General features: G+C 60.7%; 14 protein-coding genes. 9 read left to right on the plus strand and 5 right to left on the minus strand.

The features are described 5' to 3' along the window. Positions 1-770: 770 nt before the first annotated feature. Complete coding sequence (locus ACWTV3_RS07885) at positions 771-1448, plus strand: hypothetical protein (RefSeq protein WP_498477635.1); 678 nt, start codon at positions 771-773, stop codon at positions 1446-1448. Between the two features lie 340 nt (positions 1449-1788). Here the strand turns inward: ACWTV3_RS07885 and ACWTV3_RS07890 are convergent, their stop codons facing one another. Next, positions 1789-1944 carry a hypothetical protein gene (locus ACWTV3_RS07890; RefSeq protein WP_498477636.1) on the minus strand — a complete coding sequence of 52 codons (156 nt, stop codon included), beginning with the start codon at positions 1942-1944 and terminating at the stop codon, positions 1789-1791. Between the two features lie 21 nt (positions 1945-1965). Beyond that, positions 1966-2316, minus strand: coding sequence for a hypothetical protein (locus tag ACWTV3_RS07895; RefSeq protein WP_498477637.1), 351 nt, complete (start codon positions 2314-2316; stop codon positions 1966-1968). Between the two features lie 292 nt (positions 2317-2608). Between ACWTV3_RS07895 and ACWTV3_RS07900 the strand changes: the two genes are divergently transcribed. The 6 genes from ACWTV3_RS07900 (at position 2609) to ACWTV3_RS07925 (ending at position 9164) form a co-directional block, all read left to right on the plus strand. Next, positions 2609-3571, plus strand: coding sequence for a DUF2971 domain-containing protein (locus ACWTV3_RS07900; protein ID WP_498477638.1), 963 nt, complete (start codon positions 2609-2611; stop codon positions 3569-3571). Between the two features lie 1009 nt (positions 3572-4580). Then, positions 4581-4883 (plus strand): DUF2470 domain-containing protein, encoded by a 303-nt coding sequence (locus ACWTV3_RS07905; protein ID WP_498477639.1) that lies wholly within the window; start codon positions 4581-4583, stop codon positions 4881-4883. Positions 4884-4924: 41 nt separating this feature from the next. Beyond that, positions 4925-5833: an amidohydrolase family protein gene (locus ACWTV3_RS07910; RefSeq protein ID WP_498477640.1), complete on the plus strand. Its 909-nt coding sequence runs from the start codon at positions 4925-4927 to the stop codon at positions 5831-5833. A gap of 82 nt (positions 5834-5915) precedes the next feature. Next, a complete protein-coding gene (locus ACWTV3_RS07915; RefSeq protein ID WP_498477641.1) occupies positions 5916-7298 on the plus strand; it encodes an ABC transporter substrate-binding protein in 1383 nt (460 codons plus the stop codon). Positions 7299-7324: 26 nt separating this feature from the next. Continuing rightward, the gene (locus ACWTV3_RS07920; RefSeq protein ID WP_498477642.1) at positions 7325-8266 is read left to right on the plus strand and encodes a carbohydrate ABC transporter permease; all 942 of its coding nucleotides are present in this window, start codon (positions 7325-7327) and stop codon (positions 8264-8266) included. Beyond that, positions 8253-9164: a carbohydrate ABC transporter permease gene (locus ACWTV3_RS07925; protein WP_498477643.1), complete on the plus strand. Its 912-nt coding sequence runs from the start codon at positions 8253-8255 to the stop codon at positions 9162-9164. The genes ACWTV3_RS07920 and ACWTV3_RS07925 overlap by 14 nt, the downstream gene beginning before the upstream one ends. 47 nt (positions 9165-9211) lie before the next feature. Here the strand turns inward: ACWTV3_RS07925 and ACWTV3_RS07930 are convergent, their stop codons facing one another. Continuing rightward, on the minus strand, positions 9212-9973 hold the full coding sequence (locus tag ACWTV3_RS07930; protein WP_498477644.1) for a FadR/GntR family transcriptional regulator: 762 nt from the start codon (positions 9971-9973) through the stop codon (positions 9212-9214). A gap of 65 nt (positions 9974-10038) precedes the next feature. Next, positions 10039-11181, minus strand: a complete 1143-nt coding sequence (locus ACWTV3_RS07935; RefSeq protein WP_498477646.1) for a mandelate racemase/muconate lactonizing enzyme family protein — start codon at positions 11179-11181, stop codon at positions 10039-10041. 184 nt (positions 11182-11365) lie between these two features. Here ACWTV3_RS07935 and ACWTV3_RS07940 point away from each other — a divergent pair, with 184 nt between their 5' ends. Further along, on the plus strand, positions 11366-11773 hold the full coding sequence (locus ACWTV3_RS07940; protein WP_498477647.1) for a DUF4383 domain-containing protein: 408 nt from the start codon (positions 11366-11368) through the stop codon (positions 11771-11773). A gap of 24 nt (positions 11774-11797) precedes the next feature. On the opposite strand, the gene ACWTV3_RS07945 is transcribed toward ACWTV3_RS07940, so the two are convergent. Continuing rightward, positions 11798-13312 (minus strand): MFS transporter, encoded by a 1515-nt coding sequence (locus tag ACWTV3_RS07945; RefSeq protein ID WP_498477648.1) that lies wholly within the window; start codon positions 13310-13312, stop codon positions 11798-11800. Between the two features lie 108 nt (positions 13313-13420). On the opposite strand from ACWTV3_RS07945, the gene ACWTV3_RS07950 reads away from it, so the two are divergent. Further along, positions 13421-14068 (plus strand): biliverdin-producing heme oxygenase, encoded by a 648-nt coding sequence (locus tag ACWTV3_RS07950; protein WP_498477649.1) that lies wholly within the window; start codon positions 13421-13423, stop codon positions 14066-14068. Positions 14069-14100 lie beyond the last annotated feature (32 nt).

A 14100-nucleotide genomic window follows, 5' to 3' on the forward strand; every position in this document is an offset into this window, starting at 1 on the left:
ATGCTGGAGCGTGTCCAGGATCGTGATTGACCCGCCTCCCTCGACCTTCATGGTCGACAGAAGCTGGTACCCAAGATTTCGGCGCATCGCCAGATCTGCTGCTCGCCCGGCGAGCTGCTCGCTCTTTCGGAATGTGCTCACCCGGGTACCGATGGTGGTGGAGACGGTCACGATATCGAAGGTCTCGTCCTGTGATCAGATATAGTTGCCCATGCACTTTTTTGAGACGCGCTGACCTCGATCAGCAGTCGCGCCAAAATCCGCACTTCGCCCGCCTGTACCGAGAGTGATTAGAGGAGCGACGCACCACCCTCATCGAACTTTACTGCAAATGTATTGCCTCGAGCCTTGTCTTATTGAGTGTGGTAGCCCATCGTCTAACGCAACACGGCAAGAGCTGCCATCAGCGCCGGATTCTCTGTCTGTAAGGATTCCGTCGAAGACATCACATGCTCACTACCCGGCTCAGCGGCCTCGGGCCAAAGATGGCCTAGAGCTTATTGACCGTGTCGCGATACGCTTTCGCCGTGAATGCCGACGATGTTCCCTCCCGTGTTGAAATCAATCGAGAGCAGTCACGCCCTTGGATTGAGGTGGCACAATCCGCTCGGCTTATGCACGATCTACTGACCGAGACACCGCCAGCAACCGATGGTTCGCCTTTCAATATCGTCGATGAGGAGTCTCCGCAGTCATGCGAGAAGTGGTGCCGCTCTTACCTTTCGTCAGCGCTCGAACACCTCGTTATGTGGGCGGACTATACCGCCCCGATGACCTCCCACCCCGACGCGATCGTGCATCACGGCGCCCGCCCATCACAGACGCTTGCGCGGGCGGCGCTCGAGTCCGCCTCTCAAGCCGTATGGGTTATGGCATCGCGCGACTCACGCGAGGTGCTGCGGCGGCATCTGTCGCTCGTCCTCGCAGACTGGGCGGAGCAGCGGAAAGCCGAGATAGACCCGGAGCGGAAGGCGAAACTCAAGCAGCAGCGGCTCGATCTGCTCGACATTATTGAGAGCCACGGCGTCAAGGTCGATGACCCGTCATACCTGACGCTCGTCACAGCGGCAGCGCAGGAGATTAGGACCAATCTCTCCGATAGTGACCTCGGCGACCCGGCGCAAGTCGAGCGCCTATGGCGCGCATCCGCTGGCTCGGCGCACGGAAAGATGTGGCCATCGCTCGAACTACGGGTCTCCACCGAGGTTGACGGTCGGCGGGTCTCGTTCCCAGACGCTGACGCGATGTCCGCGATTCTCGTGCTCGCGAACAGGGTCACGCAGTATGGCGTGTTCCGCTTCATCGACTACGCAGGCCATGAGCCGCAACTTGCGGAGCGCCTCCGAGATGCCTCTCTGCGCTTGTACGCGCGCATTCCAAAAATCCCGGGAGCGCCTGAGCTACTAGAAGAGGTTCCCGGCTACCCGACACCGCCTACTGGAGATTAGTTGCGGCAATCACTAGGTTCACGCGCGACAAAGCGAGGTGGATTTTGCAGTTCTCCCTGAGCTGCTAACTCAAAGAAGCTGCGCTTACGATTGCTCGAAACTCGTCCGCCGTAAGAGTCATCAGGGTGAGGAGCACGCCCTTCGCAGCTAGATCGTCACGCTCCCAAAAAATGCTGACCCACTCCCCCGCAGATTCCCTAGCAGTCATGGTGACGTTGGAATTCGCTGGAGCAGGCCAGCGAGCGGGCCTAGTCTGCCGAAAAATCTCTTTACCTTCGCCGCTGTTCATGTGCCCATTCTCTTCTAAAGCTACTGACATTCGATTACCTTTCTGGAGCTTTCAGTTCCCGGTCATCATGCGGAATACCTCGATTGCTGCTGCGTGGATGTCGCCGTGGTGTGCGTGGATCTCGCGCTCGACCGTGTCGATCGCTTTCTGCAGGCTCTCTTGCTCAGGGCTGACCGGTTCGGGGCCGAAGTTTTCTAGCGTGTCCATTGGGTTCCTTTCGGCAGTCGCTTAGCGGGCGATGTGGCTGATGGCGGGTGAGTCAGCGCGTCGTGCTTGTTCGGTGATCCAGCGCGCGACCTCTACGGGGCGAGTGTCGAGGTGAAGTCCTGACGCGATCGTGGTGGTGCCACCGGCGATGTCGAAGTACCACTGAAGGTCGTCGTCCTCGGGGTCGATGAAGGCGGTGTCGCGGGGGTCGTCGACGTTTCCGCGGGTGCCGAGGTCGATGTGGAGGGCGAACGTTCCGCCCATGTCTGCCTCGAGCGTTACGGCGAATGGCAGGTACGCCTCGACTGCTCGCACTGCGTTGTCCACGGCCACGACCCGACGTTCGCTGCTGTCCATCTGTAGGGTTCCCATCTCTGACTCTTTCCTCTTTGCCACCATTTGTTCTGCCTGTCTGGCGAGCGAATCAAGTAGCGGCTGCGGGGGAGAGCGCGATGGACCGTGGAATACCGGACTGAGCGCAGCGAGGGAGGATATGCCGCGAAAGCCATTGCGCTCGGAGGAACCAGACGCGGACGATTTTTGCCCCAGACAGGCATGACAATGCCGAAAGAAAAGAACGGAGCGTCAGCGCAGTTTCAACACTGATCAGATCGCCAGCTTGGCTTTGATTGGCGCCAGATGCCCGAAGGCTAGTCTTGAAAAGATGAATAATTCCTCAGATGAACTTGTATGGCATTACACAACCCTCGAGGCCCTCGGGAAGATTCTCGATTCTCAATCATTTCTGGCCACTGAGGCAGGCTTCCAAAATGACCCCGCCGAACGCTCATTCGCCGAAGTCAAGATCTTAGAAGCTCTCCAACGCGCGAAAGAACTGAAAAAAATCGGGGCTCGGGAGCTCGAGAATTATGTTCTGCACGGATACAACGCTTCCAAGATCGAAAACCTTCATGGTCTGATGCATGAGTCCAGATTTTTGTTTTGTGCGAGTACCGACAGCGACAATATGTTCTGCTGGCGGACCTACGCGGCAGGAGGAGATATCGGGTGCGCTATCGGAATAGATCCCAAGGTCAGCCTCGGCGTTCAGCTTCGAGAAGGCCAGAAACAAACACAGCCTTGGACAAAGGTCTCGTATCTGCCGGAAAAGTTGAACGCTGCGCTCGATACCCGAATTGAAGAGATCCTCGCGCTGTACCAAAAATCCGAACACCCCACAGGAGGACCAGATGAGCTCGTTCTCTGGGACACCTATGAGTCCCTACGCAATCTCGCAATGACAACCGCAAAATCAGCATCGTATGCAGATGAGAAGGAGTGCAGGATCACCATCGAGGCACCCCATGGCGCTGAAATAATCTTTGGCCAGGGGCGGGCAGGACCTCGTCCACGTGTACCACTAATTGCTTTCGAAGCTGCGGACGACTCTGCCAATCTAGACAACCCATCGGCACTGCCGATTCAGGCTATTCGTTTGTCTCCCACAGCCACGGAAAGCTCGGCAGAATCCCTCAGATGGCTACTTTCGAAGCATGGATACTCCATCGATGGGACGTGGAAGACAGTGACGCCCGATCAGTATGACGGAGGCGACTCTTTCGGTATTTTTGAGCGTGACAGATCAGTCGATATCTTGCTCTCAAGACACCGGTATAGAGATGTCTAACCTACTTAGCGAGGCAGCTAAGTAGCGTCGCAAAGCTGCCAACGGCTCGTGGGGGAGAGGACTCCGGCGTCGACGTAACTGCGCGCTTCTTTATGGTTCGCAGTGCCATCGAAGTTTTGGAGGTAGCGAGGCGATGTGCGTTCGCCAGGCTCTTCGGGAAATATGACCGGTCTACTAGTCACATGGGTCGATGAGGGCGCTCACGTGGTTTCGATCTCATCGTGGAGTCCTCCGCAAGCCACCAAGTCCAGACCTCGCGCTCGGCTTCGTAGCGTGTACGGCGTTGAGCGAGGATTCCATTGAGATTCAGTAGCCGAGCTGCGCGATCGCGCAGGTCACGCGCTGAGCGTAACCATTCATCTTTCCGAGAGATTAAGAGTTTGGCTTTGCGAAGTCTGCTCATGATCGTTGCAGCATGACGTTCAGTGATGTTGAGCAGCCGGGCAGCTTCTGACGCCGTGACTGGAGTTGTTCCGCCGGCCAGTGCGGCGTAGAGCTGGCCGGCTAGGTGTCCTAGTCCTGGCCGCGTGAACAAGTCGTGCGAAGTATCACTTAGTAGTTGCTCAAGTTCCCCGAGTAAAGCTGTTCGTGCAAGGAAGAGTTCGGCAGGGGGGGCGGGGGTTCTTGGTTGGTTGTGTCCGCACTGTTCCGGAGGCTGTGAAAGAGTGCGAAGTGATGCGCCATTCGGCAGAATTTGCGCCGTCGTGTGCTGTGGCTCGCAGCACAAAGCCGTCTGCTGCTAAGCGGCGGAGGGCCGCTGCAGCAGACGTTCTGCCGGTGCCGGCCAGTAGGGCCAGATCACGAATTGAGGAGGAGTGGCTCCCCCGCTACAACTCGCATTCTCCGCTCGCCCCATCCCCGCTTTACTTCGGGATGCTGGGCACACTCCTGATCATCCTCGGCGTGCTCATCGCGATAGCGCACGCAGCGCCGAACTTCACGCTGTTCGTGTGACCGCGTCAGCCACCGGTCTTCCCCACTGACCCACCGCGGCAGGTACCGTAGACCCGTGACCACCTTCAGCGAAGAAATTGTTTCCGCCGTTCTCGCCCACATGAATAGCGACCACAACGATGACAATCTGCTCATCGTTCGTGCGTTCGCGGAATCTGCCGCCATTTCAGCGGCCATGGTGTCACTCGATGGCACCGAGGGCACCTGGCAGTATTCGGATGTCGACGGCATCGAACACCACGTGACCGTGCCCTGGAGCACGGAGATCACCGAGCGCGCGGAGATCCGCCATGAGATCGTGAAACTGTATGACGCCGCGTGTGACAAGTTGGGTGTTGAGGCTCGACCTCACAGCTAGCACTGCTGCGGCGTCCGCCCTCAAGGTGGGATGCTGTGCGAATGACCTCGCCCCACACCCCGAGCGCCCCCGTCGTCGACTCGCACGTGCACGTCTGGAACCTTGACCGCGCCGACTACTCGTGGCCAACCGACGGCCCGCTCTTTCGCGAAATCGACGTTCCCGAGATCGAGCCCGAGCTCACCGCCGCCGGCATCAACCAGATCGTTCTGGTTCAAGCTGCTGACAACTCAGCCGACACCGCCAACATGATCGCGGTCGCTGACCGAAATCCGATCGTCACCGGCATCGTCGGCTGGGTGCCCCTTGACGACCCGGATGCCGCGGCGCAACTTTTGGCCCGATACGAGCCCGAACGCCGCATCGTCGGCATCCGCTCGCTGCTGCATACGCGCCCCGCCCCCTCGTGGATAACGCGACCCGCGCCCGATGCCACCCTCGCCCTGCTCGACGACGCCGACCTCGCGTTCGACTACGTCACGGGCGGCCCGGCCAGCCTCATTCACTTGCCCGGTATCGGCGAACGACACCCAACACTGCGCATTGTGCTCGACCACCTCGGCAAACCACCGATCGGCGGCACGAGCGCCGAGCACCGCGAGTGGCGGGCGCTGCTGGCGGATGCCGCAGCCAACCCGCTGCTCTCGGCCAAGGTCTCGGGGCTCTACCCCGCCACCGGCGATATGGAGGCATGGAGCGTTGACCTCATCCGCCCCTTCATTGACGATGCGTTCGACATTTTCGGGGCCGACCGTCTGATGTATGGCGGCGATTGGCCGGTGTCGATCCTGGCGGGCGGTTACCGGCGCACATGGACGGCGCTCTCATCCGTCTTCGCCGAGCTCAGTTCTGCGGAGCATGCAGCCGTCGTCGGCGGCACCGCGGCAGCCGTGTACCGCCTCCCGGCTCGCGACTCTGGCGCCGGTAGCGCCTCTGATACCGCGGGGTGACACCTCCTCCGTCAGGGATATTGCGCAAAGGTCACACGTATGATCTACTGTTCCCACCGCACTCTGCGGCTAGTCGTCAACGATGTCGACCCAGAAAGGCACCACCGACATGGCACCACAGCACTTTGGCCCCCAGCGATCACGCCGCATTCTTACAGCCGCAGCGACCATCGCCACTCTCGGACTCCTCGCTGGTTGCAGCGGAACCTCCGCCGAGTTCAACGATGAGTATGGTTTCGCCACCGCGGAACAGGTCGCGGATTCCACGATCACGATTTGGGCGGATGCCGCCCGTCAGTCCGCAGTGGAGTCCTTCATTGAGGCCCACCCCGAAATCGATGTCGACCTCGTGATCGACGACGGCTCTGCCGGAGCATCCGGAACCTTGAAGACCAAGATCTCGCTCGCCGATCAGGCAGGCGAAGGCTGGCCGGATGCCGTCTTCTCGAGCCAGACCAACGACGCGTCGTGGGCAGCTCAAGAAACCAACGGCAACCAAGCGTTCGCCGCCCCGCTCAACAACGGCTACCTCGACCAAGACTTTCTCGACGGCTTCACCGACGGCGCGCTCGACCCCGTGACCGTTGATGGCACTGTCTACGGCCTACGCAACGACCTCGCTCCCGTGCTGTTCTGGTACAACGAGACGCTGTTCAATGAACTCGGCTACGACGTTCCCACCACGTGGGAAGAATACGAAGCCTTGGGCGCCACCCTCGCTGACGAGAACCCCGGCTACTTCCTCGGTTCCATCGGCGACTCGTTCGTTGGCCCCTACGTGTACTACTGGGCTGGTCAAGCTCCCATCTTCCAGCTCGATGGCGACGCCTTCAGCTCTGATCTGCAAGACCCCAACTCGCAGCGCGTGACCGCGATGCTCGACACCATGCACGACAACGGTTCGCTCATCGCCGACAGCCTGTTTAGCGCCGAATTCGTTGAGCAGTCTGACAAGTTGCTCGCGCTGCCCGGAGCCGCTTGGTACGCCGGAGCACTCATCCAGAACCCCAGCAACATCAACGCTGCTGCGGGCGATTGGGCAGCGGCAGCTCCCCTCGTCTGGGAAGGCGAAGAGGCAGTCACCGGCAACATCGGTGGCGGCGTCTGGTACGCCTCGAGCCACTCCGAGAATCTGGATGCTGTCGAAACCTTCATGGAATTCATCACCAGCGATGCAGCGGTAGCCGGCACGGGCGGGCTGCCCGCCTATGACGCCGCCGCTCAATCGTGGCTCGCCGACCAAGAATCAAGTGGCTTCTTCGGCGGAGACTTCACCGGCGCCATGAACGCTGCCGCCACCTCCGTTTGGAGCGGTTGGAGCTACCCCGACTTCAGCATCGAAACCTCCTACGCGAAGGTCATTGTTCCGGGCCTCGCTGACGGCAAGTCGATCGCTGAACTCTCGGAGGCGTGGCAGCAAGAGATGCAGAATGAAGCACAGGTAGTCGGCTACCAAATCAAGTAGCCACCGCACCTCAATCCTGGAGACACGTGACTTCCACGGCTATAGACGCTGCCGACTCTCAACAGAGTCGGCAGCGGTCCCCCCACAAGACAGCATCGCCATCGCTTTCGCGATCGCAAGCCAGAGTCGGCGCAGCCTTTTCGAGCGGCTACACCCTGTTTCTCATTGCCTTCGGTGTACTGCCCGCGATCTACGCCATCTACCTCGCGTTCACGAAGAACGGCAGCTTCGCGGGTGTCTCCAACTTCGCAAAAATCTTTAGCGATTATCGCTTCCTGCCGGCCCTCGGCCACGTTGCTCTCTTCGTGGCCGTGTGGCTGGTCGGGCTCGTGATCATCGTCGTTCTTCTGGCGCTCATTACTCACGCCATCAAGGCGCGGTGGCTCTCCACCAGCATCCGCTTTTTCTATTACATTCCCGGAGCTTTGGCTGGAGCATCCAGCGTCATGCTCTGGCTGTTCGTGCTCGACCCCGCCGTCAGCCCCGTGTCGTTCATTCTGGATGCCTTCGGCTTCGAGTCGTTCGTGCAGGTTGTACGCCTCGACCAGCTCCCCGTCATCTTCGCGGTCATCGCTTTCTGGACGGGAGCCGGCGGCTGGATCGTGATCATGTATGGCGCCCTCAACAACATCTCGTCGGAGATCATGGAGGCTGCTCGCATCGACGGCGCTGGCCCCATCAACGTGGCCTGGCACATCCAGATCCCGTTGCTCCGCAAGTGGATCTCGTACATGGCGATCCTCTCGCTGGCTGCGGGAACCCAACTCTTCGTTGAACCTCGTGTTCTCTCCATCGCGAGCAAGGGCGTTGTGCCGCAGGATTACTCGCTCAACCAACTCGCTTTCCTTTATGCGTTCAAACAGAACGACTTCAACGGCTCGGCAGCGATCTCACTGGTTCTGCTTGTTGTAGCGCTCGGTTTGAGCAGCTTCTTTGTCTTCCGTGGAGGTCTCTTTGAGCGCGACTAATCACTCACTCGCTATCCGACGCAGCGAGCGCAGCCCTGCCCAGTGGCTGTGGCGCGTACTCGGCGCCTCCATTACGGTCGTCTTCGTCTCGTTCTTCGTCATCCCCATCGTCTGGTTGCTCTTTGCCCCGACGAAGGATGCGCGGCAGTTGCTACTCGATATGCCCTTCTCGTTCGGCAGCTTCAGCACTCTTGCCGAGAACTGGACAAGCCTGGTCGCCTACCAAGACGGTCTCGTGTGGACCTGGTTGGGCAACTCCGCTCTGTACTCGGGTGCCGCACTGGTTCTCACTCTCGTGATCAGCATCCCGTGTGGCTACGCCCTCGCGCTGACCGAGTTCAAGGGCCGCAAGCTGTTGCTCGCAACGACCCTCATCGTGATGCTCATCCCCAACACCGCGCTCGTACTCCCCGTGTTCCTTGAGCTCAGCGCCGTTGACCTCATCGGGTCACCGCTCGCTGTGATCTTGCCGTACTCGTTCTTCCCGTTCGGCGTCTATCTGACCTACATCTACTTCTCCACCACCGTGCCCCGCGACCTGTTGGATGCCGGCCGCCTCGATGGCGCCGGGGAGTTTCGTGTCTTCACCCAGGTCGCGATGCCGCTGGCGATCCCGGTGATCGCGCTCGTCGGGTTCTTCAGCTTTGTGGCCAACTGGACCAACTACTTCTTGCCCTTCGTCACGGTTCCCGGCAAGGGTGCGCCGATTCAGGTCGGGCTGGCCGAGATGCTCGCGAACGTGCCGCAGTTCAACCCCACCAACGCGGGCGCAACGACGATCGAGCTGCCAGTGTTGGCGCTCGGGACGCTGCTCTCGGTCGCGCCGGTGCTGATCCTCTTCCTGTTCTCCCAACGCTTCCTCGTGAGCGGAATGACCGCGGGCGGCACCAAGGGCTAGTCAAGTCACCGGGGCAGCTGGCGCTCGGGCCCTAGTGGGCCTGGCGTTCAGGACTCGGTCGGCCGGCGGCGCAACCAGGCACACGAGATGTGCGTTGCCATCGCTTCGGAGGCCGCTTGGGGGTCGCCAGCCTCAATCGCATCGAGAACGGCAACGTGTTCAGCCAGTGTCACGTTCAATGCGGCCTCATCGGGGCGCTCTCCCACGAATCGGGTGCTCGAGAGCGCGCGATCAAAGAGAATTCCCGTGATGTTGGCGGCCAGACGGATGCCGGAAAGGTCCATAACGAGGCGGTGAAACTCTGCGTCGGCGAGGGCGTTCTCTTCTGCGTCAGAGAGAGTGGCGTGCATTCTTTCCACGAGCGCACGGAGCGCTGTGACATCCGCATCATTGCGTTTCGTGGCGGCAGCACTGGCCATCGATGCCTCAAGGCTGCCGCGAACAACGGCAAGTTCGTCGAGAACGCCGAGGGTGTCGTCGTTATCGACGAGGGAAGAGAGTACGACCGGGTCGAGCATGTTCCAGGAGCTTGCGGGGTTCACGGTGGTGCCGCGGCCCTGGGCCACCGTCACCAAGCCCTTTTCTTCGACTCGCTTAACCGACTCGCGAATCACCGTGCGACTCACGCCGAAGTGGGTACTGAGGGTGCCTTCGGGCGGGAGCGTTGTGCCGGCGGGAACCTGCTCCGTGACGATCGAATCCACGAGCTCACGAACAACCGCAACCCCAAGACGCGCAGCAGGCGCACGGCCAACCTCACCACTCCTGAGCCACGTGGGCGCAGCAGTCTTAGCAGTCACGGGGTCCATTCCCCCAGCATAGGGGAGCGCATCCGTCAGCCCGGTTCAGGCGCTCCGCCCAGCACCGTGCCCGACTATTCAGCAACGAGTCGCAATCCTGCGCGCTCGGAACGCACGTGTGGGCCGGCGGGATCGAGCCAGCCCGCCTGCGTTATCGACTGGGTAGCGATGGCCGCTTCGTCGATGGAAACTCCAACACCGGGGGTATCGCCGACGACGATGCCACCATCAACGAACTCTTGGTCGATCGTGACGCCGAATGGTGCATTGAGATCTTGAACTTCAGCGCTGAGATGATTGGGAACAGCGGCTGCGGCTGCCGCGAGTGCGGCGTTAAGGGTCAGTCCGACGGGGCTCACGGGCAGGTTGCGGCTGTGGGCGGCATGCGCGACGCGCAGAAAGTGAGTGATCCCCCACACGCTGCCCGCCTGGACGATGTCGACGCCCCCGAGGTCGAAGAGTTGAGAGTACTGTTCGAGCCCCGTGAGGTTTTCCCCAGTCGCCACGGCTGCACGAGTCGAACGACTCAAACGAGCATGGCCTGCCGCGTCCCAGCGGCGAAGGGGCTCCTCGATCCACGCAAGGTCGAGTTCGTTCTCGATCTTGGCCATGAACCGCTCCGCCTGCTTGAGGTTCCACGATTCATTCGCGTCGAGCATGAGTCCGGGGTTGCGGGTATTGCCACTGAGCGCTTGCTCAACGAGTCGGAGTCGGCGGATGTCATCCACCGAGTCTCGTCCGCCCTTGAGCTTGCCCGCGGTGTAGCCCCGCTCGGCCATCGTTAGGTAGAAGGCAGAAAGTGCGTCGTCGTCGAGCGCGATATCGAGGCCGGAAGCGTAACCGGGAACAAACTTGTCCCGGGCTCCGAGGAGCCGCCAGAGTGGCTCACCAAGCGCCTTGGCTTTGATGTCCCAGAGCGCCATGTCGAAGGTTCCGATGCCGCCAAAAGTGGCACCACCGTGCCCGGACTTAAAGACTTGCGCGAGCATCCGGTCATAGAGAGCAGTCACCGCGCGAGGGTCTTGGCCTTCGATAGCGGGAAAGATCTGGGCGAGGTCACGGTGCGAGCCAGTGCCGACCCCGGTGATGCCGACGTCGGTCTCGAGCAACAGAATCGGGAACTCTGTCTTTCCCGAGGCAACGACGCCGTTGACGTCGCCCACAGGGCGCCCCCAGTCATGAACCGTGCTGAGGCAGCGGTAGCCGGTAATCTTCATCTTCGCCTTTGAGGATCGCAGTAGGCGCGGGAGTCTGTCGCGCGTAAACAGCATACATCATATGTTCTATTTACTACGGGAGAGAATTCACCCGCACCTGCCCTAGCAAACGGCAACCGTTAGGAGTACGAATTAAGGGCAGGACTGCGCACTTACCTAGGGTGTGCACAAGGGGGAAGTAATTATGACTCGATCGCCCAACCGTATGCTCGGCGCAATTGTCGGCGCACTCTTTGTACTCATCGGCCTGCTCGGCTTTACCGTGACCGGGGGTGTTGGCTTCTTCGCGACCGAAGGCGGATTGCTCGCCAACGTGTTCCAGGTGAACGTTTTCCACAACGTTATCCACATAGTGATAGGTGCCGCGCTGGTTCTCGCCGCGCTCTCGAATCGGGCTGCTGCGCGTGCCGCGAACTCCGCGCTCGGCTTCGGCCTTCTCATCCTGGGGTTCGCCGGGCTGCTGCTTATCGGGTCAGAATTCAACGTCTTGGCGCTCAATGCCGCCGACAACGTTCTGCACTTTGCGGCCGCGGTACTGCTACTTCTCGTCGGCATCGGCGCCGACAGCCGTGCGACCGGCGTGAGCGTTTAACCCAGCGCTCCGACCCCGAATGCGCTAGCTGCGTACCGAGCGGAGCGTCACCAGCGTGATCGTGATCGCCACCGCCATCAGCACCACGGCCACCCACGACGTGGTGACGACTCCCGAATCAAAAGCGTGTCGTGCTGACTCCAACAGTTCCTCGCCGAGCCCGCCGGGCAGCGTCGAAGCGACCTCCACGGCCCCGCCCAACGTTTCTCGCGCGGCGGTGGCATCCACAGCACTCAGACCCTCGGGAATATCGATCGTCGAGCGGTACGACGCGGTCAAAATACTGCCTAATACCGCGGTTCCCAGCACTGCGCCAAGCTCGTAGGCGGTCTCCGAGACGCCGGATGCCGCTCCCGCCTTGTCGGGAGTCACACTCGAAATGATGAGGTCGTTCGAGAGCGTCTCGGCCGAACCGATGCCGGCCCCGAGAACGCAGAACGCCACGATGTAGCTCAGCACCGTGGCATCGTTACCGGTCAGCGCAATGGAGCCATACGCGAGCAGCGACAGCGTGAGACCGCCCGCCATGAGGTAGCCCGGTCGCACGAAACGCACGAGCGGCACAACAACCAGGCCCGCGACGATAATCACGAGGATGCCCGGCGTCAGGGCGAGCGCAGCGTCGAACGGGCTCAGCCCTTCCACCAACTGAAGGTGTTGGGTAAGAAAAAACAGCAGGCCGAGCAACGAGAAGACGCTCACGAGATTCACGAGCACTGCGCCACTGAAGGAGGGCACGCGAAAGAGCTGCATATCGAGCATCGGGTTGGTCTGCCCCAGCAACCGGCGGACGAAAAAAATGCCGGACAGCGCGGCAATTACTAACAGGGCAATAGGCAGCACTCCCACGCCCTCGGTCGCGAGTTCTTTGATCGCGTACACCGCCGGGCCGAGCGTAAGAATCGATAGCAGGATGCTGCCCAGATCGAACGGTCCGGGAGTGGGATCCTTCGACTCGGGAATCAAGATGGGCGCGAAGATCAGCAGCGGCAGCAGGAACGGCACGGCAACGAGAAACACCGATCCCCACCAGAAGTTCTCCAGCAGAACTCCCCCGACGAGTGGCCCAATGGCAGAACCCGCCGAGAATCCCGCGGCCCAGATCGCGATCGCGAGTCGCCGCTGACGGCGATCCACGAACAGCGACCGCAGCAGAGACAACGTCGACGGCATCAGCATCGCGCCAAAGACGCCCAGCAGAATGCGAGCGAGTACGAGCGTGGTCGCATCGGGAGCAAACGCGGCGAGCACCGAAACGACGCCGAAGCCCGAGGCACCGAGAAGTAGCAAACGACGACGACCGAAGCGATCGCCAAGGTTGCCCATCCCGACCAACAGCGCGGCCAAGACCAGTGGATAGACGTCAACGATCCACAGCTGGGCAACGGCGCTCGGGCGCAGATCGCGGGCGATGCTCGGCAGCGCAAAACTCAGCACAGTGTTGTCGATCGACACCAAGAGAGTCGGCAGCATCAGCACGCCCAGCGCCAACCACTGCTTCGTCGTTGCCAGCACCCGTGGCTGTTCAGTTGCACTCACCTGCTCACGATACAGTCCCGCCGAAGACCCAACTTTCGGATGATGTTTTGCCGATTTCGGCTTCGCTAGAGTGAGGGTTACCTAACCCCGCTTTCGCTAGGAGACCCCGTGGCAGTAATTCCGTTCTCGCAGGCACTTCGCGAGCGCACGTGGTCGAGTCATGGCGACAGCGAGGGTGCCGACTTCATGAAAGACCTCATGACGGGCAAGGGAACCCGCGAAGATTACGTCGCACTCGTCGCGCAGCACTACTTCATTTACGAAGCAATCGAAGCTGCCGCCGACCAGTTCTCCACAGACCCTGAGGCCGCGCCGTTCATCACATCGCAGCTCACTCGCCTTCCCGCAATTGAAGCGGACCTTGAATTCTTGATCGGTTCCGACTGGCGCGATCAGATCACAGCGCTGCCGACTGCTGCCGCCTATGCCGCTCGAGTGCGTGAGATTGCCGCCCAAAACTGGGCTGGCGGCTTCATCGCCCACCACTACACTCGCTACCTCGGCGATCTCTCTGGCGGTCAGGTCATCCGCACCATCATGCAGCGCCAGTTCGGTTTCGACACCAACGGTGTTGGCTTCTACCTGTTCGATGAGATTGCGAAGCCCAAAGAGTTTAAAAACACGTACCGCGACCAGCTTGATGCTGTCGAGTGGGATGACGCTGAACGCGACCGAGTCATTGAAGAAGTGCTCGCCGCGTACCAGTTCAACACCGACCTGTTCATCGACTTGTCGCGCGCGAAAGCGGCCGCCTAGCCTGCCGCGCGGGTCGTGTCGCCGAACCGGCA

Source organism: Salinibacterium sp. AL4.1 (assembly GCF_059767305.1).